Annotated in this window: 23 protein-coding genes and 6 tRNA genes; 21 read left to right on the top strand and 8 right to left on the bottom strand. The window is 41.8% G+C overall.

The features are described from left to right. Positions 1-86: 86 nt before the first annotated feature. The 6 genes from FTT72_RS10065 to FTT72_RS10040 all read left to right on the top strand — a co-directional run bounded on the left by FTT72_RS10065 (position 87) and on the right by FTT72_RS10040 (position 6,581). Positions 87-1,955, top strand: coding sequence for a TonB-dependent receptor domain-containing protein (locus FTT72_RS10065; RefSeq protein WP_180178300.1), 1,869 nt, complete (start codon positions 87-89; stop codon positions 1,953-1,955). Between the two features lie 160 nt (positions 1,956-2,115). Further along, complete coding sequence (locus tag FTT72_RS10060; protein ID WP_180022408.1) at positions 2,116-2,757, top strand: phosphoribosylanthranilate isomerase; 642 nt, start codon at positions 2,116-2,118, stop codon at positions 2,755-2,757. After that, positions 2,741-3,967, top strand: a complete 1,227-nt coding sequence (gene trpB, locus FTT72_RS10055; protein ID WP_180024528.1) for a tryptophan synthase subunit beta — start codon at positions 2,741-2,743, stop codon at positions 3,965-3,967. The genes FTT72_RS10060 and trpB overlap by 17 nt, the downstream gene beginning before the upstream one ends. A gap of 209 nt (positions 3,968-4,176) precedes the next feature. Next, entirely contained in the window at positions 4,177-4,902 is a 726-nt protein-coding gene (locus tag FTT72_RS10050) for a CPBP family intramembrane glutamic endopeptidase (RefSeq protein ID WP_180009072.1), read from the top strand. Positions 4,903-4,924: 22 nt separating this feature from the next. After that, positions 4,925-5,449 carry a DUF1543 domain-containing protein gene (locus tag FTT72_RS10045; protein ID WP_180178299.1) on the top strand — a complete coding sequence of 175 codons (525 nt, stop codon included), beginning with the start codon at positions 4,925-4,927 and terminating at the stop codon, positions 5,447-5,449. Between the two features lie 139 nt (positions 5,450-5,588). Then, on the top strand, positions 5,589-6,581 hold the full coding sequence (locus FTT72_RS10040; RefSeq protein ID WP_180040652.1) for a DUF2804 domain-containing protein: 993 nt from the start codon (positions 5,589-5,591) through the stop codon (positions 6,579-6,581). Positions 6,582-6,632: 51 nt separating this feature from the next. On the opposite strand, the gene FTT72_RS10035 is transcribed toward FTT72_RS10040, so the two are convergent. Further along, positions 6,633-7,508, bottom strand: coding sequence for a metal-dependent hydrolase (locus FTT72_RS10035; protein ID WP_078191325.1), 876 nt, complete (start codon positions 7,506-7,508; stop codon positions 6,633-6,635). A 145-nt stretch (positions 7,509-7,653) separates the two neighbouring features. Here FTT72_RS10035 and FTT72_RS10030 point away from each other — a divergent pair, with 145 nt between their 5' ends. Next, positions 7,654-8,682 carry an AraC family transcriptional regulator gene (locus tag FTT72_RS10030; RefSeq protein WP_180074279.1) on the top strand — a complete coding sequence of 343 codons (1,029 nt, stop codon included), beginning with the start codon at positions 7,654-7,656 and terminating at the stop codon, positions 8,680-8,682. 84 nt (positions 8,683-8,766) lie between these two features. Here FTT72_RS10030 and FTT72_RS10025 read toward each other — a convergent pair whose 3' ends face one another. After that, positions 8,767-10,101 carry a Na+/H+ antiporter NhaC family protein gene (locus tag FTT72_RS10025; RefSeq protein WP_180178298.1) on the bottom strand — a complete coding sequence of 445 codons (1,335 nt, stop codon included), beginning with the start codon at positions 10,099-10,101 and terminating at the stop codon, positions 8,767-8,769. A 363-nt stretch (positions 10,102-10,464) separates the two neighbouring features. On the opposite strand from FTT72_RS10025, the gene trpA reads away from it, so the two are divergent. From trpA to FTT72_RS10005, 4 genes are read left to right on the top strand one after another with little or no spacing between them, the layout of a single operon-like run. Then, positions 10,465-11,268: a tryptophan synthase subunit alpha gene (gene trpA, locus FTT72_RS10020; RefSeq protein ID WP_078191221.1), complete on the top strand. Its 804-nt coding sequence runs from the start codon at positions 10,465-10,467 to the stop codon at positions 11,266-11,268. Further along, positions 11,265-12,161, top strand: coding sequence for an acetyl-CoA carboxylase, carboxyltransferase subunit beta (accD, locus tag FTT72_RS10015; RefSeq protein WP_168378778.1), 897 nt, complete (start codon positions 11,265-11,267; stop codon positions 12,159-12,161). The genes trpA and accD overlap by 4 nt, the downstream gene beginning before the upstream one ends. Further along, positions 12,158-13,441: a bifunctional tetrahydrofolate synthase/dihydrofolate synthase gene (folC, locus tag FTT72_RS10010; RefSeq protein ID WP_180065258.1), complete on the top strand. Its 1,284-nt coding sequence runs from the start codon at positions 12,158-12,160 to the stop codon at positions 13,439-13,441. The genes accD and folC overlap by 4 nt, the downstream gene beginning before the upstream one ends. Continuing rightward, positions 13,432-14,451 (top strand): SPOR domain-containing protein, encoded by a 1,020-nt coding sequence (locus FTT72_RS10005; protein ID WP_373683938.1) that lies wholly within the window; start codon positions 13,432-13,434, stop codon positions 14,449-14,451. The genes folC and FTT72_RS10005 overlap by 10 nt, the downstream gene beginning before the upstream one ends. Positions 14,452-14,471: 20 nt before the next feature. Here the strand turns inward: FTT72_RS10005 and FTT72_RS10000 are convergent, their stop codons facing one another. The 3 genes from FTT72_RS10000 to FTT72_RS09990 all read right to left on the bottom strand — a co-directional run bounded on the left by FTT72_RS10000 (position 14,472) and on the right by FTT72_RS09990 (position 16,816). Continuing rightward, positions 14,472-15,011, bottom strand: a complete 540-nt coding sequence (locus FTT72_RS10000; protein ID WP_373683458.1) for a dual specificity protein phosphatase family protein — start codon at positions 15,009-15,011, stop codon at positions 14,472-14,474. Between the two features lie 49 nt (positions 15,012-15,060). Next, positions 15,061-15,888: an MBL fold metallo-hydrolase gene (locus tag FTT72_RS09995; protein ID WP_180118295.1), complete on the bottom strand. Its 828-nt coding sequence runs from the start codon at positions 15,886-15,888 to the stop codon at positions 15,061-15,063. A 292-nt stretch (positions 15,889-16,180) separates the two neighbouring features. Then, positions 16,181-16,816, bottom strand: coding sequence for a peroxiredoxin (locus FTT72_RS09990; RefSeq protein ID WP_111885391.1), 636 nt, complete (start codon positions 16,814-16,816; stop codon positions 16,181-16,183). Positions 16,817-17,153: 337 nt separating this feature from the next. On the opposite strand from FTT72_RS09990, the gene secA reads away from it, so the two are divergent. The 10 genes from secA (at position 17,154) to FTT72_RS09940 (ending at position 23,808) form a co-directional block, all read left to right on the top strand. Further along, positions 17,154-19,877, top strand: coding sequence for a preprotein translocase subunit SecA (secA, locus tag FTT72_RS09985; protein ID WP_180089790.1), 2,724 nt, complete (start codon positions 17,154-17,156; stop codon positions 19,875-19,877). A gap of 144 nt (positions 19,878-20,021) precedes the next feature. Then, the gene (locus FTT72_RS09980) at positions 20,022-20,378 is read left to right on the top strand and encodes a hypothetical protein (protein ID WP_180055834.1); all 357 of its coding nucleotides are present in this window, start codon (positions 20,022-20,024) and stop codon (positions 20,376-20,378) included. A 160-nt stretch (positions 20,379-20,538) separates the two neighbouring features. After that, positions 20,539-21,759 (top strand): bifunctional glutamate N-acetyltransferase/amino-acid acetyltransferase ArgJ, encoded by a 1,221-nt coding sequence (argJ, locus tag FTT72_RS09975; protein ID WP_180178297.1) that lies wholly within the window; start codon positions 20,539-20,541, stop codon positions 21,757-21,759. A 153-nt stretch (positions 21,760-21,912) separates the two neighbouring features. Then, the gene (nadA, locus tag FTT72_RS09970) at positions 21,913-22,980 is read left to right on the top strand and encodes a quinolinate synthase NadA (protein WP_180178296.1); all 1,068 of its coding nucleotides are present in this window, start codon (positions 21,913-21,915) and stop codon (positions 22,978-22,980) included. Between the two features lie 154 nt (positions 22,981-23,134). After that, a tRNA-Pro gene (locus tag FTT72_RS09965) sits at positions 23,135-23,211 on the top strand. A 45-nt stretch (positions 23,212-23,256) separates the two neighbouring features. Further along, a tRNA-Arg gene (locus tag FTT72_RS09960) sits at positions 23,257-23,333 on the top strand. Positions 23,334-23,377: 44 nt separating this feature from the next. Beyond that, positions 23,378-23,453 (top strand) — tRNA-His (locus FTT72_RS09955). Positions 23,454-23,456: 3 nt separating this feature from the next. Continuing rightward, positions 23,457-23,533 (top strand) — tRNA-Pro (locus FTT72_RS09950). A 105-nt stretch (positions 23,534-23,638) separates the two neighbouring features. Continuing rightward, positions 23,639-23,714: transfer RNA gene (locus tag FTT72_RS09945), tRNA-His, on the top strand. A 17-nt stretch (positions 23,715-23,731) separates the two neighbouring features. After that, positions 23,732-23,808: transfer RNA gene (locus FTT72_RS09940), tRNA-Pro, on the top strand. 112 nt (positions 23,809-23,920) lie between these two features. Here FTT72_RS09940 and FTT72_RS09935 read toward each other — a convergent pair. Genes FTT72_RS09935 through FTT72_RS09925 form a run of 3 tightly spaced genes read right to left on the bottom strand, consistent with a single transcriptional unit; the run spans position 23,921 to position 26,123 of the window. Continuing rightward, a complete protein-coding gene (locus FTT72_RS09935; RefSeq protein ID WP_180059412.1) occupies positions 23,921-24,400 on the bottom strand; it encodes an OmpA family protein in 480 nt (159 codons plus the stop codon). Positions 24,401-24,408: 8 nt separating this feature from the next. After that, on the bottom strand, positions 24,409-25,626 hold the full coding sequence (locus FTT72_RS09930) for a diguanylate cyclase domain-containing protein (RefSeq protein WP_180178295.1): 1,218 nt from the start codon (positions 25,624-25,626) through the stop codon (positions 24,409-24,411). Further along, positions 25,623-26,123, bottom strand: a complete 501-nt coding sequence (locus tag FTT72_RS09925) for a YfiR family protein (RefSeq protein WP_180055830.1) — start codon at positions 26,121-26,123, stop codon at positions 25,623-25,625. The genes FTT72_RS09930 and FTT72_RS09925 overlap by 4 nt, the downstream gene beginning before the upstream one ends. Positions 26,124-26,534: the final 411 nt, after the last annotated feature.

The following is a 26,534-nucleotide window of genomic DNA, read 5'->3' as shown; positions in this document are numbered from 1 at the left end:
AAAATGGCAAGCCTTGTCTTACCCCAAAACCGCCTCGCGTTATCCAACTTTTATTTCGCACGGGCGGTGCGATCGGGGAATACAGCATGCATTCTTTCTCTAAGACTCTTATCGGGTCGCTTTTTGTTTTATCTCCACTTTCTGCTGCGATGGCAGCAGACCAAGTTCATCAGCTTCCAGTGATTACCAACACGGTTGCCAATATTGTTGAGCAAGACACACAAAAAACTTTGGCAGCAGTGACTGTAATTGACCGTGAAGAAATTGAACGTAAGCAATTTACTTCTTTACAAGAATTGCTTCGTACAGTGCCGGGCGTAACGTATAGCAATACTGGCGGTTTAGGTAAAGTTACAAGTGTTTCAATTCGCGGTACGGGTAATCGTCATGCATTGGTCTTGGTGGATGGTCAAAAGGTAGGTTCAGCAACGCTTGGTGAAACTGCTTTTGAACACTTCCCAATTGATCAAATTGAACGTGTAGAAGTTTTACGCGGTCCGCGTTCAAGCTTATATGGTTCAGAAGCCATTAGTGGTGTGATTCAAATCTTTACCCGTAAAGGCACGCAAAACGGCATAAAACCATTTGCATCTTTTACCTATGGTTCGCATGAAACGTATCAAGGGAATGTTGGTTTAAATATTCGCCAAAATGATACTTGGGCAACACTGAATGTTGCAGGAACAAAAACTCAAGGCATTGATGCGACAAATATTGCGGAGCCTTATGACCTTGATAAAGATGGCTATGAAAACAAGTCAGCATCTTTACGTATGGGGCATAAATTCAATGATCAGTTTGATATTGATGCAAGTGTTTTAGTTGTTGATGGTGAAAATGAATATGATAATAGGGATGACTGGGGTTCTCCTTATATTGATGCAAAAAATGTGCATAGTAAAATCGAGCAAAATGTTTACAGCATTGGTGCTACCTACAAGCCATTTGATGTGTGGACTACAGGATTAAAGTTAGGTCGCTCTGAAGACAAGTTAGATAGCCGAGATGGCTATCCATCAGTGATCAACACTCAGCGGGACAGCTTATCTTGGCTGAATACATTGAACTTTAATCAGCAAAATACATTGATGCTTGGCTTTGATTATCAGAATGATGAAGTCTCAGGTACTAAAGCTTATGCTGTTAAAGAGCGTGATAACAAAGCTTATTTTGCGCAATATCTAGGTTCATTTGGTAACTTCGATGTGCAAGGTGCAGTCCGTCAGGAAGATAACGAGCAGTTTGGTAATCATACGACTGGAAGCGCAACTTTAGGATATCGCTTCAATGATGCCACACAAACTTATGTCAGCTATGGCACTGCATTCAAAGCCCCGACATTCAACGATTTGTATTGGCCAGGAAGTGAAAGCCCGACATTGGTTCCAGAGGAATCTGAAAACTATGAAGTTGGTTTCAAGGGCGTGGTCAGCAATGTTCAATGGGAGCTAAACGCTTTCCATAATGAAATTGAAAACATGATCGCATGGGCACCAAATGCATCGGGGAACTATGTTCCAAGCAATATAGATAAAGCCAAAATTAAAGGCGCTGAACTATCACTTACTCAGCAGTTGAATAATTTTCTTTGGAATATCAATTATACCTATCAAGAGCCTGAAAACGAGACAGCAGGACTTCATGGCAAGCAGTTGTTTTTAAAACCAAAGCAAATCTTTAATGCTTCAGCAGATTATACAATGGATAAGTGGACTGTCGGTGCTTCAGTTCATGCCGAAGATAAGCGTTATACCAATGCTGCAAATACTGCTGAATTGGGCTCTTTTGCCACAGTGGATACGCGAGTAACTTATCAAGCCACGCCTGAATTCAGTGTTCAAGCCAAGCTTGCCAATATGTTTGATAAAGAATATTCGACAAACTACAGCAATAGCACTTTATATAACCAAGATGGCCGTACTGCTTGGGTAACTTTACGTTATGCGATGAAATAATCGATTCAATAATTCAAAAAGCCCTGAACATTCAGGGCTTTTTATTTTTGCGCAGTAATCATGCTGAAAATCCACGCAATGCATGAAAATTGCATTACAATGATTCGCCTTTATATTCATAGATAGGCTATGAATAGGGCGGAGTCAGAGCCAAAACAACATGCGAACCCGTGCCAAAATCTGCGGAATTACACGTACTCAAGATATTCAGTCTGTCGTCCAAGCTGGTGCAGATGCGATAGGATTTGTATTCTTTGCGCCCAGCCCGCGCAGTGTAACGGCAGTGCAGGCCGCTGAACTGATTCAGCATGTGCCGCCGTACGTGCAGACCGTGGGTTTATTTGTGAATGCGTCGGCTGTGGACATACAGGCTATTTTAAAAATTTCACCTGTAGACATACTGCAGTTTCATGGCGATGAAAGCCCTGAACAGTGCCAAACGATTGCGAAGTCCGTTGGACGCCGTTGGTATAAAGCCATTCAAATGAAACCTGAATTGGATGTGATTGCAGAAATCCAAGCTTTTCAGCAGGCAGGGGCAAGTGCCGTACTATTGGATGCATGGCATCCAGAGTTGAAAGGCGGTACAGGGCATAGCTTTGACTGGGCACAGTTCCCAAAACTCGATATTCCTTTAATTTTGGCGGGCGGTTTAAAGCCTGACAATATTGAAGAAGCGATTCAAACCACAGGTGCTTACGCCGTAGATGTGAGTGGTGGTGTAGAATCGGCAAAAGGTATTAAAGACCAACAACTCATAGAACGCTTTATGCAAGGAGTCCATCGTGGATCAGCAAAATAAGATTGACTATACCCAATTCCCTGACGCACAAGGGCATTTCGGTATTCATGGCGGGCGTTTTGTGTCAGAAACTCTAATGGCAGCACTTAAGGACTTAGAAAAGCTCTATTTCCGCATGAAAGATGATGCCCAGTTTTTGGCAGAATTCGACCGTGACTTGGCGTATTACGTCGGTCGTCCTAGTCCTTTGTATTATGCTGAACGATGGTCGAAAGAGTTGGGTGGTGCGCAAATTTATTTAAAACGTGAAGACCTGAACCATACAGGTTCACATAAAGTGAATAACACCATTGGTCAGGCTTTGCTGGCTAAGCTTTCAGGTAAAAAACGTATTATTGCGGAAACTGGCGCAGGTCAGCACGGTGTAGCAACGGCAACAATTGCAGCGCGTTTAGGCCTTGAATGCGTAGTGTTCATGGGTGCAGAAGACGTAAAACGTCAAGCGATGAACGTGTACCGTATGCGTTTGCTTGGCGCGACAGTTGTACCTGTAGAAAGCGGTTCAAAAACATTGAAAGATGCCATGAACGAAGCGATGCGTGACTGGGTAACCAATGTTGATTCAACTTATTATGTGATTGGTACCGTTGCAGGTCCGCATCCGTATCCGCAATTGGTTCGTGATTTCCAATCGATTATTGGTCGTGAAGCGCGTAAACAAATTCAGGAACAAGCTGGCCGTTTACCAGATGCGCTTGTTGCATGTGTAGGCGGCGGTTCAAATGCAATGGGCTTATTCTATCCATTCTTAAATGATGAAGATGTGAAAATGTACGGTGTTGAAGCTGCAGGCTACGGCATTGAAACGGGCAAGCATTCTGCACCATTAAACGCAGGTCATGTCGGTGTACTTCACGGTAACCGTACGTACTTGATGTCGGATGATCAAGGTCAAATCATTGAAACACATTCAATCTCTGCAGGCCTGGACTACCCAGGTGTAGGCCCTGAGCACAGTTTCCTCAAAGATATGCACCGTGTGAACTATGTGCCAATCAATGACACTGAAGCGCTACAAGGCTTCCGTGATTTAACCCAAATTGAAGGTATTATCCCTGCATTGGAAAGCTCACATGCGATGGCTTATGTGACGAAACTTGCGCCGACCATGGACAAAGACCAAATCATTATTGCGACTGTATCAGGCCGTGGTGATAAAGACTTAATGACCGTTGCCCGCATTGATGGCGTGGAAATGGTTGAGATGTAAAATCTCCCCCAACCCCTCTTTAATAAAGAGGGGAAAAGCCCTGCTTTGTTAAAGGTGAGGATTAAAAAATCGCGCAGAAGCAATTCCGCGCGATTTTTTTTATGACCATAAATGTAAGTCTAAAAAGGCCTACAAAAAACAAGCAAAGTTAAAGAGTGAGATAAGTCACAATATTGCTGAAATTTATAGCGTTGAAAGACTCAATAATAATGACATTTACACACTTGGTTCGTGCTGAATCATTTCCTCAAAAAATCAGTTGGAATGCACGGGATACTTTTGCGGTACTCATCATTCCTTTGATTTTGCTGAATAGCTTTGTCTTGGATCAATTGTTCGGTGCGTCGGTTCAAGTTGCTTTGGGCGATTCGATTTTTCGCGGCATTTTATTTATTGCTGTATGTTGGCTCTATAAAACGATGCTGTATACGCACTGGCAAAAGTATAAGCAGGCCTTTTGGCGCTCAAGCCTGTTGGTGGTTGTCGGTGCAGTCGTCTTACAAGTGGTGATTTCTTTTACACGCAGTCTGTTGCCCGTTGGTGAGAACATTGAAAAAGAATCGACCATTGATCCCAATACGATTGCGTTTTTTAGCTTGCTGATCATCAGCCTTGGGCCATTATTTACCGCATTGCTCGAAGATATTATTTTCCGCTATACCTTGCTACAAAAGCTATTTATACAGCCGTGGCTATGGCGATTGATATTGGTATTACTGAACTCAATTTTATTTGGCTTGATTCATTATCATAATTTCGATGGCGATTTGATTGCGACCATCAGTTTTATGGTTGCAGGTCTATTTCTCAACCTCATCTATTTGTGGACGCGTAACATTTGGCATGTCTTACTCATTCATTTCGTCAACAATGCAGTACTCTCTTTAGGCGGCGTGATTTTATTGAAATTGCTTCAGCCCTATGTGGGCAGTTGAAGTCAAAAATAGGGGGAAGATTGTGTCCAGTTTATTTATGGTGATGCTCGGCGGACGCCATCCAAGAGCAAATATTGAAGTGCATGACGTCATTCTTGCAGTGGGTAACGCATTAGAAGAGGTTTATCCGCAACTGAGAACGGCATGGTTTGGTGAGCAAAAAGGCTTACATATTGATGCTTGGGCACAAGTACATACAGTCAGCACTGAAAATCGGCATTATCGCATCCAATTTTGTGATGCCGCGCCCCGAGCTGAAGATGAAAAATTATGGCTGATTAATCTCGGGGGATATGATGCCCGCGAATTTGGTGAATTACATCGTTATGTTTTGGTGACAGGACAAAATGCCGTTGTTGCAAAACAACGAGGCAAGGCTTTTTTTGAGTCACATTGGCAAAAACAGCATACCGACCGAACCCTAGATGTTGATGATTTTATTACGATTGATCATGTGTATGGGCGCTATATCAAATTGGTTGAAACGCCGCATAGCCAGCAAAATTCATGGAAAAATGATTACATCTTAATAAATGAACATTTGTGATGATTAAGAGCTGAAATGTCAGCTTTTATATTTTTTTGTGATATTCGCCTGAAATCAGATGGATTGTCTTTTCAGGCGTTAAATAATAGGCATAATAACATTCAGGATTTAGACCTTAAACCTCAATGGAATGGCGTATATGGATTTAATACGGCCGAATGGACAGCCGCATTATGGGCGTTTTAGTGAACTTCCCAATCGCATCGATTTAAGTAAGTATGAATATAAGACACCGTATGGAAAACGACTTGAAGGTTGGCGTAAGCGTTTAAAATATAAAAAATTTAAATTTTGTTGTATTCAGCATGAACATTATACGATTGGTCTAGCAATTGCCGATATCGCGTGGGCAGGGCACGGTTTTGTCTATGTGTATGACCATATTACGAATGAAGTGTTGGAATGGAATTCGATTAATTTCCTGTCACGCAATACCGTTTTAGATGAACAACCTTTATTTAATCAGAGTCATTTTATTAAGTCAGGGATTCAACTGGACATTCAGCATGCCAATGGTGTGCGATACATTCAAATGTCGAAACATGGCGAACTCAAACTGAGCGCTCGAGTGTTTTGTGCGGGGACTGATCCGCTGAGTATGTGTAGCCCCACAGGGATTAATGGTTGGACCTATACTCAAAAATTGACGACGTTAGGCTGTGAAGGTTTCTTTATCAATAAGCAAGGCAAAACCATTCAATTCCATGACCGGACATTGGTGTCTTTAGATGATACCTGTGGTTTTCTTCGTCCTGAAACCGCATGGTTTTGGCTTTCGTGTAACTTTTGGGACAGTCAAAATCGACGCGTTGGGATCAATCTTGCCTCTGGTGTAAATGAAAGCTTTGGCAATGAAAATTGTCTGTGGGTCAATGGACATCTGTATGCCATGTCTGATGTGCTGTTCCAGCAACAAGGCGATAATCAATGGAATATTAGTTCATTAGACAACAGCTTAAATTTGATCGTCACCACAGGTTGGCGGCGCTATGAAAACCTGAATTTAAGATTGGTCGGGAGTCAGTTCAGTCAATGGCAGGCAAAAATTAGCGGTACAATTCAACGTGATGGCGAAGAAATTGTATTCTTAAATGAATATGGTTTACTTGAGCAGCACTATGCAAAATGGTAAGTCTAAGCCTATAAAAAAGCCGCAATCGATGCGGCTTTTTTTATTCAATTTTTATTTTGCAGCTTGCCAAAACACTTCTGCAGCTTGAATTGGATCATTGGTTTCTTCATAAGTTTTTAACCAAAGATCATAATTTTGCACAATGGGATGCTGACTCGGATGGAAGTCTTTTTTAAACCAATCTCGATATGGCTTGCTCATACGGGTGAGGGTGCCATTTTTACCAAAGAACCACGGTAAGCCTTTCATATTTAATTTTAAACGTTCAGTGAAGCTGAACCCGTCATGTTTCAGCATCACATTAGCACGGTATAAGGTAAAGCCGAGCATCAATCCACTGGTCCAAACCAAAGTGAATTTCTTTAAATTTTCATCGACCTTCGCCACATCTTTCATCACATCAAAAGCCACATCGCGATGTTCCATTTCTTCTATCGCATGCCAAATAAATAATGCACGGACATAAGGATGCGCAGATTCTAAGACGGACTTTTGGCTACAGAACGTTTCAGCCATCAGCGCAGTTAAATGCTCGGCGGAAGCCGTCATGGCAATGTTGTATTCTGGTGAGCGCTTGCTCAGTTCAAATTTAAAAATTTTATTCAGACGTTTAATGAACGCATCGACAGGCATGCCTTGTTGTTTCATCAACATATTCATTTTGTCATGCGCCATACCGTGCTGCGCTTCTTGACGAATAAAGTCAGCGACACGTTGTTGTAAATCAGGGTCTTGAATTTGACTGCGGAACAGACGTACAGATTCAATAAAATAGCGCTCGCCATCAGGAAAGGTCAGGCTCAAGGCATCAAACATACGTGTTAAAAAGGGGTCTCCGCCAAACCAATAGCGCGGGATTTCTTCTAACTTAAAATTTAGCTTTGTGCGAACAATGGGTTCGACTTGATATTTGACGATAGCATTCATGATATTTTTTCTGTGCGAGTCGTATTGATTGCAGTATGTCGGAGAAATTGCACTTTGTTTTGACAGATATTGCCAATTTTTATACATTTTACGCCATGAAGAAAATATAAAATGTCAGAATTGGCAGGTCAGAAAGAGGGGCGAGATGGCTGAAATTCAGATCCCAAATGGTTACTTCCAACTATGGAATATGGTCTTACTTGAGCGTGAATTAAACTATACACAGCTCGAATGGATTGCGCCGTATGCTGCGCAAATTCAGCATGTGCTGTCTTTGCCGATCGACTCTCAATCGCCGAATTCTTTTTTTAACAGCATCATGCAACTGACTCAGCAGCATCTGGATTGTCCGCAATTGGTTTTTGAAATGGCCAAGTATATTCGTGCGGAGCATTTTGGGGTGTTAGGCTATATGGCGACACTGAGTAATAGCGTTGCAGATGCTTTGCAATATGTGATGCGATTTAGTCGTTTGGTGATTGATGGGGCGCAAATTGTGCCAATGAATATGAGCCATCAAGATCATCAAATTATTCTGTCTTGGCCACAGCATGATGATGAATATGCTTTGGTGAATGAGTTGACCATGGCCTGTATGGCACATTTGGCCAAGCAAATTTTTCCAGATTCTTTAAAGTTACTCCGCATTCATTTTGCCCATGCGCCGCGGATGGCACGTTATCACTATGAAAAGTTTTATGGCTGCCAAATGGAATTTTCGACCCTTAAATATTCATTTGTGATTCATGCAGACAGTTTGGATTTAAAGTCAGAACTTGCTGACCCATCGCTGATGCAATTGTTATTACGTCAGGCCGAAGAGGCGATAGCCGCGCGTCCGCAACATGCAGATCCAATTCTACAGATGCAACAATGCATCGCAGATTATCTCAAATTACAACAGCAAGCCCCTAAAATAGAGTGGTTAGCAGAAGAGTTACATCTGTCAGTGAGAACCCTGCAACGACAGCTACAGGAGAAAGACACCTCGTTTAAACGACTTTTGGAGATTGAACGGATGAAACGCTGTGAATATCTACTTTCACAACAAACCCATTTGACAGATATCGCTTTACAGCTAGGTTATTCAGATCAGTCTGCTTTGGCACGTGCTTTTAAGGCATATAGCGGAGAGACATTATTAGCGCGAAAAAAAGCCTTGAGATTAGAATAAAACGTGCAGATTGCTCGTTAAGAAAAGCCTTTCAAACAACATTAAAAAAAGCGGTCAAACGACCGCTTTTCTTTAAAGCCAAACTTATGCCGCAGCTTTTAATTTTGGATACCGAAGTAAAATGGCAAGGATGGCAAAGATTGCCAAGACCCAACAGTAATACACACTACCAATCAGTTCCACAGGCGAAAGTTTTGCGATCGAACAAGCCAGTAACAGCTGTGCGCCATAAGGAATGAGACCTTGGACTACGCAAGAGAAAATATCCAAGAGCGCAGCAGCACGTTTAGGGTCTACACCATATTCTTTGGCGACTTCACGTGCCATGTCACCAGATAAAATAATTGCGACAGTGTTGTTTGCTACAAATAGGTTAGAGAAAATCACCAAGAAACTGATACCAATTTCACCTGCGCGTTCAGCACCAACTTTAAAGCAGCGTGTAATGCTGTAAATACGTTGAATCAGCCACTCTAAACCGCCTTCTTTTTGCATAATGGCAGAAATACCACCTAAGAAAATAGAAAGCAGGGCAACTTCAAACATGCCGGTAAAGCCCTCATAAATAGAATTATTTAAGCTTAAAAAATTAAATTCAGGTTGAATCACCAAACCAATCAAACCAGACAGTAAGACACCAATAGTCAGCACAGCAAGCACGTGCAAACGTGAAAAGGCCAAAATAAATACGGCTAAATACGGCAGGATTAGCCACGCATTATAAGCTTTGTGTTCAATCGCTTGTGAACCTTGACTCATAATTAAATAGATACAGATGCTGACGATCGATGCAGGAACAGCAATCCAGACATTGACCTTAAATTTATCGCGAAGTTGAACTTTTTGACTGTTCGTTGCAGCAATGGTGGTATCTGAAATCATCGACAGATTATCACCAAACATAGCACCACCGACCACAGCACCAATGGCATACACCACTTCAATTTCGGTGACTTGTGTAAAACCAAAGGCAATTGGCGCGCAGGCTGCAATGGTGCCCATGGAGGTTCCCATCGCTGTGGCAATAAAGGCCGCAATAATAAACAGCATGGGCAGCACGAACTCAGGCGCAATCATCGATAGTCCCAACTGCACTGTTGCATCGACACTACCGATGGCACTGCTGACACTGGCAAAAGCACCAGCGAGCATAAAGACCATGAACATTAAGATCAAATTCGGGTGGCTAGCACCTTTCATAAAGGTATCAATCGCGTCATTGATCTTGCCGCGATAGAGCAAAATTGCCAATACAATTGCAGGAAGAGCAGCGACTGGGGCTTTCACTTGATAGAACGCAAACTCAGTTCCAATGATGGAATGGTAAATACCACTGCCCAAAAAAATGGTCAGAAAAACAATAAGCGGGAGCAGTGCAAATGCCCGAGCAGGCACTTTCACTTGTGAATCGGAGGACATAGGAGATAAAAAAATAAAAGTATGCGGCTAGTATAAAGCAGGTTTTGCAATTTAAGGAAAATTAAAATGTAAATGCTAAGCCTGTTATTTTTAACATTTTTTTGATGATAAAATTAAGTTAATCTAAAACCTTATAATTTTGCCAGATCCTAAAATTAGGCATCTTTGATCATTGTGAAAAAAACTGAAATATCGGTAAATGATGCTTTCGGGTTGTTCTGGAAAATTATGTTTGCATGAGAAATGCCGACGGAGGATTGTATACCCTGTTCAATGGGTAAAAAATAGCGTTACAATGCGATGTCTTGTATTTCGACAAAACCCACATCATAGTTTTGATTCATTCAAGGAAAGTATAACCCTATGTCACGTTTAGCCACTCGATTTGGAACGCTTAAATCTCAACAGCGTAAGGCCTTGGTTTCTTATGTTATGGCTGGTGACCCTCATCCACAAGTAACGGTACCTTTGTTACATCAAATGGTTGAGGCAGGTGTAGATGTGATCGAATTGGGTCTTCCATTTTCAGACCCAATGGCGGATGGTCCTGTTATTGCACTTGCCGCTGAGCGTGCGCTTGCTGCAGGAACCAATACTCTAGATGCCTTGAACATGGTGAAAGAGTTCCGTAAAAACGATACAGAAACACCAGTAGTACTGATGGGCTATTTAAACCCTGTTGAAGTAATCGGCTATGAAAAGTTTGTTGCCTATGCACATGAATGCGGTGTAGATGGCGTGCTCTTGGTGGACCTTCCACCAGAAGAAGCAAAAGATCTAGATGCAGTATTGAAAAAATACGACATGGATCAAATCTTCTTACTTGCGCCAACATCCACTGACGAACGTATTCAGCATGTGGTGAAACAAGCTAGTGGATTTATCTACTATGTTTCTTTGAAAGGTGTGACAGGTGCAGCGACTTTAGACGTTGCTGAAGCTGCGGCACGTATTCAAAAAATCAAATCGTATACTCAGGTACCTGTCGGCGTTGGCTTTGGTATCAGTGATGCAGCATCGGCGAAAGCCATGGGTGTTGCTGCGGATGCGGTGATTGTAGGTAGTGCTTTTGTTAAACAATTTGCAAACTTAGCGCCAGAACAAGCTGTAATCGAAACAGTGAATAAAGTGAAGGAGCTTCGAGCTGCGCTCGATGAGTTAGTATGAGTCAAGACGCAAAAACAGGCAAAATTCTGAGTGCATCTACGCCATGGACAGAGCGTGCGGTACCAGGTATTCATGTACCTGATGAACAGCAAGCATTAAAGGCGACATTTACTGAGCCGACGATTGAATGTCCTGAGTGTCATGCACTTGTGACTCGTACTGCAATGTCATTTAATGCCTACGTTTGTCCGCAGTGTGATGAACACTTGCGAATGAAAGCGCGTGATCGTTTGAACTGGTTCTTTGACCAAGTACAAAAAGAATTGGGTCAAGAATTTAAAGCCAAAGATCCACTTAAATTTGTAGATAGCAAAGCGTATCCAGACCGTATGTCTGAAGCGCAGAAAAAAACCGGTGAAACAGAAGCTTTAGTGGTAATGCAAGGAACGCTGAAAGGCATTCCAATGATTGCGACTGCTTTCGAATTTGATTTCATGGGCGGTTCAATGGGCACTGTGGTGGGTGACCGTTTTGTTCAAGCGGCTGAACTTGCGATTAAAGCTAAACAACCGCTTATTTGCTTCGCTGCTTCTGGTGGTGCGCGTATGCAAGAAGGTATGTTGTCATTAATGCAAATGGCGCGTACTTCTGCTGCCATCCAAAAAATGAAAGATGCAGGCTTGCCTTATCTAGTGGTATTGACACATCCTGTCTATGGTGGTGTGACTGCATCATTAGCAATGCTCGGTGATGTTCATTTGGCTGAGCCAAAAGCCATGATTGGTTTTGCTGGTAAGCGTGTGATTGAGCAAACTGTACGTGAAAAATTGGACGAACCGTTCCAACGTGCGGAATATTTGCTTGATCATGGTGTAGTCGATCAAATTGTCCACCGTCATGCATTACGTGATACAGTTTATCGTATTGTAGCGAAATTGATGAATTTGACTTGAACACAGCACCACTTGCATCTGATTCTTTAAGTACATGGCTCGATTATTGGAGCCATGTTCATGTTACGGGTATTGATTTAGGTTTGGAACGGGTGATTCCTGTTGCAGAACGACTCGGTGTAACCCAGCCTGATGCGAAAGTGCTGACGGTCGCGGGAACAAACGGTAAAGGTTCAACCACGACCACTTTGGCTGCGATTTTAAATGCCCAAGGGTATAACGTGGGGCTATACCAATCACCGCATATCTATCGATTCAATGAACGTGTAAAGCTTCAAGGTGTTGAAGTGGCCGACCAAATCCTGATTGATGCTTTTGTAGCCGTTGATCAGGCGCGTCGTGAATGTGAATTAAGTTTATCTTTTTTTGAAGCGACCACTTTGGCCGCTTTTGTTATTTTTAAACAGCAACATTGCGATGTATGGGTACTTGAAGTAGGCCTAGGTGGTCGACTTGATGTGGTCAATGTCGTCGATCCAGATGTTGCAGTGATTACCAATATTGGTTTAGACCATACCGATTGGTTGGGCGACACCATTGAAAAAATTGCTTTTGAGAAAGCAGGAATTATTCGTCCAAATATTCCCGTAATTTTTGGCGGGCAGCAAGTTTTGCCTGAAGCCATTCGTCAAAAAGCAGAAGATTGCCAAGCTGCTTTACATGTACTCAATCGTGATTATTTTTATCAGTACAGTGATGACGGACAATCTTGGATGTTTGCTTCATCAGGTACAACTTTAAAACTGCCCGTGGGTTCTTTGGCGCTCGAAAATATCTCTACGGCTGTAGCAGCAATATTGGCCAGTGGTTTAGTGGTCTCTCAGCAGTCGATCGCTCAGGGGATTATCAATGCCAAGTTACAAGGCCGTTTTGAAGTTAGAGAAATTGCAGGTAAAACGGTGATTTTCGATGCGGGACATAACCCGCATGGTGTTGAATTTTTGTTAAAGCAATTGCGAAATTTCCTCCAGTACAATAAACAATACACAGAAGTGATCAGCGTTTTCTCCATGCTGACTGATAAAGACATAAATTCTGTCGTTAACTTATTGAAAGATACGGTAAGAATGTGGAAAATTGCACAATTAAATGTGCCACGTGCGGCATCTATCACACAATTGGATAGCGCACTGCAGCATCAAGTCGTAGAACATTATGACAATGTGCAATTAGCTTTTAAGTCCGCGCTGGAAGAAACAAAGAATAATCAGCTGATTCTGGTATGTGGTTCATTTCATACCTTAGAAGCGGTATGGGAGTATCTGGAAGAATGTCAATGAATAACAAACAACGCTGGATGGGTGGTGTTGTTTTATTAGGTGGTGGTGTACTGCTGGCCGCACTTTTACTTAAAGGCAAAGAAGAAATACATCAAAATCAAAGCCAAACCCCTGAAATGGCTCAAGTTGAGCAACAAGGTCAGGGTGCGGGTAAAATGTCATCATTGACTGTTGATGTTGAAACTGAAAAGCGTTTGCTCGAAGAACAACGACGTACCCGTGAAAAATCGGTTGCGGAGCAAGAAGCACGTGCAGCAGAATTTTTAGCGATGCAACAACAAGCGGAAGCGGATGCAGCACGTAAAGCAGCAGAAGAATATGCAGCTTTAAACGCACATCGTTCAGCTCAACAAAGTTCGGATAATATTCCTCCCGAATTGGTTGAAGATGAAAAAGCCAAGCAAAAGCGTTTAGCTGAGGATAAGTTGGCGGCTCAAAAAAAGTTAGAGACTCAGTCGGCGCAGCAAAAGGCTGATCAGGCACGTATCGCAGCAGATAAACAAAAAGCCGAAGCAAAACGTAAAGCGGATGCTCAAAAAGAAGCTGAACGTAAAGCACATGCTGAAGCTGAGAAAAAAGCAGCAGATAAGAAAGCAGCCGAAGCGAAGCAACAGGCTGAAGAAAAGCGTAAAGCCGAAGAAAAACACAAGGCAGAAGAAAAGCGTAAAGCCGAAGAAAAACACAAGGCAGAAGAAAAGCGTAAAGCCGAAGCCAAGAAAAAAGCTGAAGCTGAAAAAGCACGTGATCTGTTGGAAAATGGCGATAAGCAATGGATGGTACAAGTTGCTCTAGCTGCCAATGAAGCCAATGCAGATGCCGTCGCTGCAAAATTACGTGCAAAAGGCTATAAAGTGACGAAGAGTCCTACATCTAAAGGCATTCGTATTATGGTTGGCCCTTCGAAGGACCGTGATGCTGCGGACGCAACACGTAAAAAGATCAATTCAGATGCAAGTTTGAATATGAAATCGGCTTGGGTGATTGATTGGGTACCTCTCGATAAACGCTAAGTTTATTTGAGAAATGACCTTTAATAAGATGGATTCAGTAGTTGTTGCTGAATCCATTTTATATTTTCAGGGCTGAATAAACGGTCAATATTTTTCCAAATAGGGTGGAAGCCATAGCCACCTTGTTTCATTTCACGTTTTGCTTCCTCAATGGACCAATGCTGAAAAATTATACGGTACATGGCCGCACTCGCGCCTGTACGGTCTGAGCCGTGGTAGCAATAGATTAATACTTTTTGCTGCTGTTGTTCAGCCACTTTTATGGTTTTCATCACCGCCAATAAATCTTCACGATCGATTTGCCACGTGTGTATCGGAATATGTACAAAATTAATCTTTTGCATATCAATAGCGTTGTCTAAGCGTTCTGGGTCATGATGCCGCGAACGTAAATTTATGATCACATCGATGTGCTGTTCTCGTAGAATAGGGGCGAGATCTGCATCAGGTTGTTCACTGCGAAATACTGTTGGGCTGATCTGATAAAAATTATGCTGTTGATGAACGACTTTTCCCCAATGCTTAGGACGTTCATTTAACGGTAATGGATTTGATGTCATGCAACCCGTGAAGCTGAAGCTAACACTAAGGAGGATCATTGGCAGGATTTTAGCGGTCATTGCTTGTGTTCTGATAGCGAGCGAGTTCGAATGGGTCATGTGCGCAGATGAGATCGATGTCCGGATGCTGTGCTAACTGCTGAATCTTATGAAGTGTGTGCAGTCGCTGTGTATTGTCGGTGGCAAATAAACGCTCAAGCTGATTTAAGGCCCGCGAATGAAAATTTGGATTTAATTGATGCTGTGAGTAATAAGCATCGCCGCAATATAACAACCAGCGATGGTTGTTTTTAATCGCAATACCGGCATGACCCGCGGTATGTCCCAAAAGTGGGAGCATTAAAATATCCTCTTGAAAAATAGATAGACCGGCAGTGTGCTCTAAGTTAAACCATGCTTGCGTCCCGATGTTTTCGATAAAGTTCCAATAACGATGCTGTTGGAACTGCTGTGGTCGATAGCGCAGTCGTGATTTTAAGCTATGAAGATTTTGAGTGGCATTATATTCACTGGCTAAGACATGCACGGTCGCCTGCGGAAAATCTGAGATCCCGCCAGCATGATCAAAATCTAAGTGTGACAACAAAATGTGTTGAACATCTTGAGCCTTAAAACCTAATTTTTGAATTTGATGAATCGCACTTAGTTGCGGATTAAATTTAATCTGCGCTGTGCGTGAAATAAACCGACCTAAACGATTTTGTGGATGTAAATAATCTTGTAAGCCCAGTCCTGTATCGACTAAGACGAGCCCTTTATCAGTTTCAATGAGCAGGCAATGACAAACCAAATGTGCGCGAAAGCCTTTCTGTCCAAATAAAGGGGCACACGTTGGACAAAAACTACCACAATGTAAATGATGAATTTGATGAATCACGGTTTGTTATTTTCAAGTTTTTCTTAGTTATAACGGATTTGAGAGGTTTAACCAATCTAATCCCTGAGAGGAATTTGTAATCAAAAAAAGCTCATCCGAAGATGAGCAGGTTGGAGAATTCCAGAACGGGCTCGTCATTCGTTCTGAGGGGAAAACTAAACTAACTATGGTTATGATCCATCGTTGACTCAGGTGCCGCGCTTAAAAATAGTTAAAGTTGTACCTTCGCTTTGGTCACTCGCCGCAGAGCTTCTTATCTTGCGCTCGGACAGCGTAATGCTCCGTTTTATCCTTACTTAGGTTGAGGCGTTAAACGAAGGTAAGGCGTAACGGCGTTATACCCTTGAGGAAAGCGTTGTTTGATTTCAGCTTCATCTTTTAATGACGGCACAATTACCACATCTTCACCTTGTTGCCAGTTAGCGGGTGTTGCAACTTTATGGTTGTCTGTCAGTTGCAAAGAATCAATGACACGTAAAATTTCATGGAAGTTACGCCCTGTAGATGCAGGATAAGTAATGATTAAACGGACTTTTTTATTTGGATCGATGATCACCAAAGAGCGAACAGTTAATGTCTCGCTGGCATTGGGGTGAATGAAATCATAAAGGGTGGACACTTTACGGTCTTTGTCTGCAATGATCGGGAAGTTCACCGTGGTATTTTGAGTATTATTAATGTCGTTAATCCAACCATGATGCGACTCAACATCATCAACAGACAGGGCAATGGCCTTGACACCACGTTTGCTAAATTCATCTTTTAGTTTTGCGGTAAATCCAAGTTCTGTGGTGCAGACTGGGGTGTAATCGGCAGGATGCGAAAATAAAATGCCCCAACTGTCACCTAAAAAGTCATAAAAATGAATGCTGCCTTCGCTTGAGTCTTGAGTAAAGTCTGGTGCAGTATCACCTAAACGAATCGTCATGGAATATCCCCGTATTTATTGAATTTGTTTAACTTGAAAATAAATATGAAGGATTTTTTTTATGATTAAAAATAGTGTTTTTTCATTTCTTTATGAATATATTTCATATAAAACAGTTTTATTGGGGGATAAATGCGAAATATCTCACGACAGAGTCACTATGTTGTCTGCAGAAAATTTGTTACATTAGCTTGCCTTAAGTCTCCGGGGCTAGAACCCGAGCGCAGAATATTTAAGGGGATTTTTGTGCAAAACCCTTGTACTTCGAATTTCTAGCACCATAATAACGACTAAGAAAATATATTCATTTGACAAGCAAGATTTAGAGAGTCTATTCATGTTGGCAAGTCTGATCGGAGGAATCTTCGGTACCAAAAATGAGCGCGAACTCAAACGCATGCGTAAAATCGTAGAGAAGATTAATGCGCTCGAGCCGACGATATCTGTTCTAAGCGATGCAGACTTATCTGCAAAAACTGAAGAATTCAAAGAACGTTATAAAAAAGGCGACAGCCTTGATAAATTATTACCTGAAGCGTTTGCTGTTTGTCGTGAAGCTGCGAAGCGTGTCATGGGCATGCGTCATTATGACGTACAGCTGATTGGTGGTATTACCTTGCATGAAGGTAAGATCGCAGAGATGCGTACCGGTGAAGGTAAAACCCTCATGGGAACGCTTGCTTGTTACCTCAATGCGATTAGTGGTGAAGGTGTTCACGTGATTACGGTGAATGACTATCTCGCACAGCGAGATGCTGAGTTAAACCGTCCATTATTCGAATTTTTAGGTTTAAGCATTGGGATTATTTACTCAATGCAAGACCCAACTGAAAAAGCTCAAGCGTATCGTGCTGACATTACTTACGGTACCAACAACGAATTCGGTTTCGATTACTTGCGTGACAACATGGTGTTTTCTGCTGCTGAGAAAAAACAGCGCAGCTTAACCTATGCCATCATCGATGAGGTCGATTCGATCCTGATTGATGAAGCACGTACACCGTTGATCATTTCTGGTCAATCAGAAGACTCATCTCAGTTGTATGCTGCAATTAACAGCATTCCACCAAAACTTCATGCACAAAAAGAAGAGAAGGTACCAGATGGTGGTCACTTCTGGATTGACGAAAAACAGCGCTCTGTAGAAATGACCGAAGTCGGTTATGAAACTGTTGAAGCTGAATTGATTCAAATGGGCTTGCTTGCTGAAGGTGAAAGTCTATATTCATCTGCTAATTTAAACTTGGTGCACCATGTTTCTGCGGCCATTCGTGCGCATTACCTATACCAACGCAACGTGCATTACATCATCCACGAAGGTGAAGTGATCATTGTCGATGAAAACACTGGTCGTACCATGCCGGGTCGCCGTTGGTCAGAAGGTTTGCATCAAGCAGTGGAAGCAAAAGAAGGTTTGGAAATTCAACCTGAAAACCAAACACTAGCAACGACTACATTCCAGAACTATTTCCGTCTATACAAAAAATTATCAGGGATGACGGGTACTGCAGATACTGAAGCTGCAGAGATGAAAGAAATTTATGGCTTGGATGTTGTACTGATTCCAACCCATCGCCCGATGATTCGTAATGACCAAAACGATTTAATTTATTTAAATCGTGAAGGTAAATACAACGCCATCATTCAAGAAATTCAACGTGTTCATGAAGCGGGTGTTGCACCGATCCTGATTGGTACAGCAACCATTGAAGCCTCTGAAATTTTATCAGATAAGCTGAAAGAAGCTGGTATTCAACATGAAGTACTCAATGCGAAACAACATGAGCGTGAAGCGGATATTATTGCGCAAGCGGGTTCACCTCGTGCAGTGACGATTGCTACCAACATGGCCGGTCGTGGTACTGATATTCTGTTAGGTGGTAACTGGAAAGCGTTGCTGGCGAAGATTGAAGAGCCGACTGAAGCAGATGAAGCACGTTTGAAAGCAGAGTGGGAACAAAATCATGAAATGGTGCTGAACTCTGGTGGTTTACACATCATTGGTTCAGAACGTCATGAATCTCGTCGTATTGATAACCAGTTACGTGGTCGTGCGGGCCGTCAAGGTGACCCAGGTGTATCACGTTTCTACTTGTCGCTTGAAGATGACTTGATGCGTATCTTCGCAGGTGATCGCGTAGTTGCAATGATGCGTGCCATGGGGCTGAAAGAAGATGAAGCCATTGAGCATAAAATGGTTTCACGCTCGATTGAAAATGCACAACGTAAAGTTGAAGCACGTAACTTCGATATTCGTAAAAATCTATTGAAATACGATGACGTAAACAACGAACAACGTAAGATTATTTACTCTCAGCGTGATGAAATTCTTGTTGAACCGTCTTTACAAGATTACATCGAAACGATGATTCAGGATGTGACTAAAGGCATGATCGAAATATATATTCCACCTGAGTCTATTCACGATCAGTGGGATATAGAAGGTCTTGAAAAGGCGCTACGTGAAGATCTATCGATTGAATTGCCAATTTCGCAGTGGTTAGAGCAAGATCGTCGTTTGGATGAAGAGGCTTTGGTTGAACGTATTACTGATGAAGTTCTTCAGCACTACCGTTCACGTCGTACGCAAATGGGTGACGAAACGGCTGCAATGCTCGAACGTCACTTTATGTTGAATTCATTGGACCGCCATTGGAAAGAGCATTTGGCAGCAATGGATTACTTACGTCAGGGGATTCATTTACGTGGTTATGCGCAGAAAAATCCTGAGCAAGAATACAAAAAAGAAGCCTTTAATTTATTTGTAAACATGCTTGCTGTGATTAAGTCAGATGTCGTGACAGATTTATCTCGTATTCATGTGCCTACAGCCGAAGAGCTTGCAGAAATGGAAGCTCAAAAACAGGCTCAAGCTGAATCAATGAATCTTCAATTGTCACACAATGACTTTGATAATTTGTTGGCTGAAGCCAACGGTAATGATGTTATCGATGCGCAATATACCCCTGCAGAGCAAGTGATTGTTCCGCCAGAAAGTCGTAACTCACCGTGCCCATGTGGTTCAGGTCTAAAATATAAACAATGTCACGGTAAAATTTAAACAGCATTGTTTAATTTCAAATAAATCAGAGCCATCGCGCTCTGATTTTTTATTTACTCAGCTGATCTGACCTGAATAGTATTTGCAGTGCAGCGGATTAAATGTTATTTAGTTTCTATCAATAACCGTAAGACGGAAAAGACAATGAAAAAAGTACTAAAACCGTTCATGATTGCTGCTTTGGCTTTGCCAACTTTTACCTTTGCAAACGCTCCTCAGACGACTTCTGTCGAGAAAGTTCAACAAGCAGTTGGTCCAACAACAACTCAAGTACAGATTGGTACTGACGGTCAAGTGACTGTAGCAAGCCCGCGTACGGGTATTCGTTATACCTTTGCCAATCCAAATCGTCCAATCGTATTGCAAACTGCAAAAATTGCAGCAGCCAATGCGGCGAATGCTGACCGTATTGTGGCTGAAAACCCAGCCCTTTCTGCTGCGAGTCAACAAAAAGCGAAACAAGTGCTTCTTGATGAAGCAACTCAGCTTGCGCGTAACTAATTTACGACGAACAGCGATAAAGACCAGTCGAAAGGCTGGTTTTTTTATGTGCAAAAGAAATGCACAATAAAATTACAGCAAAACCGTGCTTCTGCTCGATTTTTTATAGATTTTGCACTAAGCTGTATTTTTTATAACTCATATAGTTGGACGTTGAAAAATGGCAGTTGGTGACGTATCTATGCCACAGATGCATGTGGTGAAAGGTGTAAAAATCGGTTCGGCTGAAGCGTATGTGCGCTATCAGAACCGACGTGACCTTGTCATTTTTGAATTTGCTGAAGGTTCTAATGTCGCAGGCGTTTTTACTCAAAATGCATTTTGTGCAGCACCGGTCCATATTTCGAAAGCGCACTTATTAGCAGGTAATCCACGTTATTTAGTGATTAACACCGGAAATGCCAATGCAGGTACTGGCAAAATCGGTATGGCAAATGCTGAAGCGACATGTGCGAAACTGGCGGAACTGGCAGGTGTTCAAAATACAGAAGTCCTTCCTTTTTCAACGGGTGTAATTGGCGAGCAATTACCTATTGATCGTTTGGTTCAAGGCTTGCAACCCGCATTAGATAGTTTACAAGAAGATGCTTGGTTGGATGCGGCAACAGGCATTATGACCACAGATACCACACCTAAAGGTGCATCTGAGCAGTTTGAGCTAGATGGGGTTCTGTATACCATGACGGGTATTTCTAAAGGTGCAGGCATGATTCGTCCAAATATGGCGACCATGTTGAGTTATGTAGCAACTGATGCACCCATTAGCCGTGAGATGGTGCAACAGCTTTTGAAAACCACTGTTAACCTGTCGTTTAACCGTATTACGGTGGATGGTGATACCTCAACGAATGACTCATGTATTTTGATTGCAACGGGTCAAGCTGGTGGCGTAGAAATTACTTCAGAAGCTGATTCACGTTATGCTGCTGTTTTAGATGTGTTAACACGTGTGATGAAACGTCTTGCACAGCTCATTGTCCGTGATGGTGAAGGTGCGACGAAGTTTATTACTGTGGCGGTAGAAGGCGGTGCAGATACTCAAGAATGTTGTGATATTGCTTATAGCATTGCACATTCACCGTTAGTTAAAACTGCAATCTTCGCATCAGATCCAAACTGGGGTCGTATTTTGGCAGCAATTGGTTATGCCGGTGTGCCAAACTTAGATGTTGAAAAAATTCAGGTCTGGTTGGGTGATGTTCAAATCTGTAAAGACGGTGGTGCCGCAGCAGATTATACCGAAGCAGCAGGGGCTGCGGAGATGGAAAAATCTGAGATCACGATCCGTGTAGATTTAGGGCGTGGCAGTGCTCAAGATACTGTGTATACCTGTGATCTGTCGTATGACTATGTCAAGATTAACGCAGATTACCGTTCATAAGATATTTGATGTTTTTGAAAAGCCTCCGTTGTGAGGCTTTTTTATAAGTGGAACTTTTTAATGACCGGTAAAAAATAGCCAAGTGCCATATTTATGGGTCAGTTGTGAAGCACCTGTGTAGTAGCAGGCATTAAGGATAGAGAAGACGTTGTGATGAATAATGCAAACAACTTAATTGCAAATGAAGCAAAATCAATTGTACAAGCGCATTTGGATCGTTTGGGCGATGTAAAAGAGCATCACTTAACGGAAGCTGCAAAGCTTGAAAAGTTTGAATTAATTAAAGCGGAACTCAAAAAGCGTAACGCTGTCCTTGTTGCACACTATTACTGTGATCCTGAAGTGCAGGAACTAGCAGAACAGACCGGTGGATGCGTTTCGGATTCACTTGAAATGGCACGTTTTGGTCGTGACCATCAAGCAACGACGTTGGTGGTTGCAGGAGTGAAATTCATGGGGGAGACCTCGAAGATTTTATCTCCTGAAAAAACCGTACTGATGCCTACTCTGGAGGCAACATGCTCACTTGATTTGGGCTGTCCGGTCGATGAATTTACCAAATTTTGCGATGCACATCCGGATCATACGGTTGTGGTATATGCCAATACCTCGGCAGCAGTGAAAGCGCGTGCAGATTGGGTGGTAACCTCGAGCTGTGCTGTTGAAATTGTTGAGCATTTAGATAGTTTAGGTGAAAAAATTATTTGGGCACCCGATCAGCATCTCGGTCGCTATATTCAAAAGAAAACCGGTGCAGACATGTTGCTATGGGATGGGGCATGTATTGTCCATGAAGAGTTCCGTGCACGTGGTATTGCCAATATGAAAGCGCTGTATCCCGATGCAGCAGTTTTGGTGCATCCAGAGTCACCAGAATCTGTGGTGGATATTGCAGATGCCGTCGGTAGCACCTCGCAATTGATCAAGGCTGCACAAACCTTGCCACACGAACGTTTAATCGTGGCAACAGATCGCGGTATTTTTTATAAAATGCAGCAAGCTGTGCCGAATAAAATTCTCATCGAAGCACCGACGGCAGGTGAGGGAGCGACATGTCGTTCATGTGCGCATTGCCCTTGGATGGCGATGAATGAATTGGATGGCATTCTGGAAGTTTTACAAAAAGGTGATCAGGAAATTTTTGTAGATCCGGCATTGGCTGAGCGTGCTAAATTGCCTTTAGATCGGATGTTGAATTTCAGTGCCAGTTTAAAACGTTAATTTTTGCTTGAAAAATGATTAAAGTGCTTGATAAATAATCGCTTGAAATGATTTTTTATGTTTTTTTGAAGATAGGTGTTGACGTTAATCAACGTCACGCCTAGAATGCACACCGTACCGCACGATATGCGATACAGCGAAAGCTGAGATGAAACGGAGCATAGCACAGCCTGGTAGTGCACCTGGTTTGGGACCAGGGGGTCGTAGGTTCGAATCCTACTGCTCCGACCAATTTCTCAAGGCAAAAATCGCGTGATAGTCTATGTCATCGGTAATGCGCCTGTAGCTCAGTTGGATAGAGCATCCGCCTTCTAAGCGGATGGTCACAGGTTCGAATCCTGTCAGGCGCGCCATTTTAATGGTGTTCTGATACTAGAATCTGAAACTTGTTGTGATGGTGGATGTAGCTCAGTTGGTAGAGCCCCGGATTGTGATTCCGGTTGTCGTGGGTTCGAATCCCATCATTCACCCCAATTCGGAGCATAGCACAGCCTGGTAGTGCACCTGGTTTGGGACCAGGGGGTCGTAGGTTCGAATCCTACTGCTCCGACCATTTTCTTAAAGAAAACGGTCGATAAAAGATACCGCATACAGCGGTTTTTTTATGCCTGTAATTTAAAATGCGTTATATTGGTTATTCACAAGCAAGAACATGATGGTGGATGTAGCTCAGTTGGTAGAGCCCCGGATTGTGATTCCGGTTGTCGTGGGTTCGAATCCCATCATTCACCCCAACTTTTAAGGTTGAAAGCGGAGCATAGCACAGCCTGGTAGTGCACCTGGTTTGGGACCAGGGGGTCGTAGGTTCGAATCCTACTGCTCCGACCATTTATCTCAAAAGCAATACTGTAAAAGATGCCGCATTTAGCGGTTTTTTTATGCCTGAAATTTATAAAAAATAAAAAAGCCACCTTATGGTGGCTTTTTTATTTTTCGCTATTTATGGAACGATGGTGATATTTACACGACGGTTGATGGCACGATTTGTTTCGGTGTCATTAGAGACCATCGGCTGTTCAGCACCACGACCAATAATTTGAATATTTGAACTGTTATAACCTTGCTTTAAGAAGACGTTTGCGACGCTTTGCGCACGTTTTTCTGACAGTTGTTGGTTATAATTGGCTTGTCCAACATTATCCGTATGACCAATAAACTTAATTTTATTTAGGTCATATTTAATCAGTTGAGTGGCGAGTGTATTTAACTTGCCTTGTTGGTGCGGTTGAATTTGATAATCATCAAAACCAAATAAAAGACGTTCTGGTAAGGCAAGTGTCCAACCATCATTGGTTAAGACAAAACCTTCTTTTTTAAGCATGCGTGCTTGTTTGTAGCTTAAATTACCTAAACTCATGCAGGCTGTCATAGTGGCCGTGAATGCAAGTATAAATAAAACTTTAAATGCGTTCTTTAACATAGCAAATCCTATGAGTTGGGGAGTTGTGGTGCAATGCACCAATGATTATTCGAAAGTTTAGCATCATACATGGCGCGATCCGCATCTGCGATCAGATCTCCTGGTGATTTCGCATTTTGGATCAGTGCCACACCAATATTAGCTTGTAATGCAATATTATGTTGCTCATAAACAAATGTGGAACCATAGCATTCATGTATTTTGTGACAAAAGACTTCGAGTTCTGTCAAGAAATTTAAACGATTGATAATAATTGCAAATTCATCACCACCGAGTCGCGCAACGAAAGCATCATCTGGCAGTGCTTGCTTTAAACAGTGTGATGAGGCGCGCAGTACAGCATCCCCAGCTAAGTGTCCATATTGGTCATTCACATGTTTAAAGTTTTCAATATCGACAAAGAACACGGCAGCGTTCGCTTGTAAGTCAAATAGCTCAAACAGCTTTTCATAAAAATAATTGCGATTTGGTAATTGGGTTAATGCATCATGACGTGCTAGATGAATTAGCTTGTCATTTTCTGAAATTAAGTTTTTATTTGACTGTTCAATTTCACTAAGTAAACCATTAAAGGCGGTACTGAGTGCGTGTAATTCTTGAATATCAGAGTTTGAAACCCGCATTTTATAATCTTTCTTAATACTAATGGTTTGAGCTGATTCAACAATAGAGCGAACGGATTGCATTAAGTATTGATAAACAGAGTTCACCGACCAAAACACAGTAGCCAATAAAAGAATAAAACCTAAAAATAAACCCAGCAAAATTTTATGGAAGAAACTAACTAAATCTGAAGAGTTTCCATATACGATCAGTTCGCCATAACTTTTCTGATCATGATGGATATCTAAACGAATCGGTTGGCTAAAAAAGAAATAATCTAAAATCGCTTGGCTGGAAAATGTTGAAATTTCTTGTTGCTCGGCATGAGCAAGCGATGCATTTTGATGGTTTGTAATTTCAATAGAGCGAATAGGATACAGTTGGGTGTATTCATTTAAAATTTGACGCATCGTTGTTTGGTCATTAAAGACCACAGCAGGTTGAACGCGTTCGTTTATCGCGTTCGATAAAATCGTTAAGCTGTTTTTTGCATATGTATGCATGGTATAGGTGGAAATCACCAAAAAAATCGCAGAACAAATCGTAAAAGTTAAAGCAAAGATGGTGAGCTGCGAACGTGTAAATAATTGGTGTAATGTAATTGGGTTATAGAGTTGTTTCATTCAGCTGACTCCGATGACTTCGCCAGTAATAAAACCCGTGGATCAATATGTATTTGTGATTGCGTTAAGCTTTCCATATTAATTTTAAACGAATAACTCTGATTTTTTTTATACAAACAAAATGCACTGCCCGACTCACACTCACTATTGTTGCTACTTAGAGAGAGGGCAGGGAAATTGACATGATTGTTTAAAATGCTCTGTTCTTCTTTTGCTGTTAGGTTGGAAAAAAATAAAACTTGGCAATGACTGGATTTGATGTCATTCACATTGATGGCTGTAATTTTATAAGTGCTGTGGGTTGGCGCAAGTTTTTTAAAATCATTGACTAAACTTGAATTATTAATTACGCAAAATTTGGGTGAAGTGGTTTCCCACTTGGCATAACTCAAAATAGAGAAAGTGGTTGTGAAAATATTTGCTGTGGGAGCTGCATATAATAAGGGGGAAATAGAGCACGCCATTATTAAATAGGCAGTTTTTTTAAAAACAACCATACGAAATCAAAAAAGTCTTAAATTAAATGGAAAGAAAATTGGGTGTATATACGTTTTATTATATGAAATAGGGCGTATATAGCCCAATAATAATACAAAAGAATGTTTATGTGTTTAAAAAAGCGACATGCGTAAAATAAATCATAAAAAAGGTGTTGCAACGAATATGAAATGCTGTAGAATGCACATCCATCGGCGGTGATGAAGATTAAAACTTCTGATAAAACAATGACTTGATTGAATTGATTAAGTTGGGTTTTATTTGATAAGTTTAAAATAATTTGAATTACCGGTTGACTCTTTAGAAATAAAGAGTAATATAGCCGACCTAGCTTGCTGGTGACGAACCAACAAGAAGATCATTAAGAGATTATGAAGAACAACTTGTGTGGATTTTTACTGATTGATCGA

It is taken from the genome of Acinetobacter sp. YH01005 (assembly GCF_013420465.1).
Lineage (GTDB): Bacteria > Pseudomonadota > Gammaproteobacteria > Pseudomonadales > Moraxellaceae > Acinetobacter > Acinetobacter amyesii.
Note: the sequence above shows the minus strand (reverse complement) of the source record. Positions and strands in the feature narration are given on the sequence as shown.

Excerpts from the sequence above, each read along its gene's own strand:
- FTT72_RS10065 (WP_180178300.1), top strand. The coding sequence starts at position 87 with ATGCATTCTTTCTCTAAGACTCTTATCGGGTCGCTTTTTGTTTTATCT.
- FTT72_RS10060 (WP_180022408.1), top strand. The coding sequence starts at position 2,116 with ATGCGAACCCGTGCCAAAATCTGCGGAATTACACGTACTCAAGATATT.
- FTT72_RS10050 (WP_180009072.1), top strand. The coding sequence starts at position 4,177 with ATGACATTTACACACTTGGTTCGTGCTGAATCATTTCCTCAAAAAATC.
- FTT72_RS10040 (WP_180040652.1), top strand. The coding sequence starts at position 5,589 with ATGGATTTAATACGGCCGAATGGACAGCCGCATTATGGGCGTTTTAGT.
- FTT72_RS10035 (WP_078191325.1), bottom strand. The coding sequence starts at position 7,508 with ATGAATGCTATCGTCAAATATCAAGTCGAACCCATTGTTCGCACAAAG.
- FTT72_RS10030 (WP_180074279.1), top strand. The coding sequence starts at position 7,654 with ATGGCTGAAATTCAGATCCCAAATGGTTACTTCCAACTATGGAATATG.
- FTT72_RS10025 (WP_180178298.1), bottom strand. The coding sequence starts at position 10,101 with ATGTCCTCCGATTCACAAGTGAAAGTGCCTGCTCGGGCATTTGCACTG.
- trpA (WP_078191221.1), top strand. The coding sequence starts at position 10,465 with ATGTCACGTTTAGCCACTCGATTTGGAACGCTTAAATCTCAACAGCGT.
- accD (WP_168378778.1), top strand. The coding sequence starts at position 11,265 with ATGAGTCAAGACGCAAAAACAGGCAAAATTCTGAGTGCATCTACGCCA.
- FTT72_RS10005 (WP_373683938.1), top strand. The coding sequence starts at position 13,432 with ATGTCAATGAATAACAAACAACGCTGGATGGGTGGTGTTGTTTTATTA.
- FTT72_RS10000 (WP_373683458.1), bottom strand. The coding sequence starts at position 15,011 with ATGACATCAAATCCATTACCGTTAAATGAACGTCCTAAGCATTGGGGA.
- FTT72_RS09990 (WP_111885391.1), bottom strand. The coding sequence starts at position 16,816 with ATGACGATTCGTTTAGGTGATACTGCACCAGACTTTACTCAAGACTCA.
- secA (WP_180089790.1), top strand. The coding sequence starts at position 17,154 with ATGTTGGCAAGTCTGATCGGAGGAATCTTCGGTACCAAAAATGAGCGC.
- FTT72_RS09980 (WP_180055834.1), top strand. The coding sequence starts at position 20,022 with ATGAAAAAAGTACTAAAACCGTTCATGATTGCTGCTTTGGCTTTGCCA.
- argJ (WP_180178297.1), top strand. The coding sequence starts at position 20,539 with ATGGCAGTTGGTGACGTATCTATGCCACAGATGCATGTGGTGAAAGGT.
- nadA (WP_180178296.1), top strand. The coding sequence starts at position 21,913 with ATGAATAATGCAAACAACTTAATTGCAAATGAAGCAAAATCAATTGTA.
- FTT72_RS09935 (WP_180059412.1), bottom strand. The coding sequence starts at position 24,400 with ATGTTAAAGAACGCATTTAAAGTTTTATTTATACTTGCATTCACGGCC.
- FTT72_RS09930 (WP_180178295.1), bottom strand. The coding sequence starts at position 25,626 with ATGAAACAACTCTATAACCCAATTACATTACACCAATTATTTACACGT.
- FTT72_RS09925 (WP_180055830.1), bottom strand. The coding sequence starts at position 26,123 with ATGGTTGTTTTTAAAAAAACTGCCTATTTAATAATGGCGTGCTCTATT.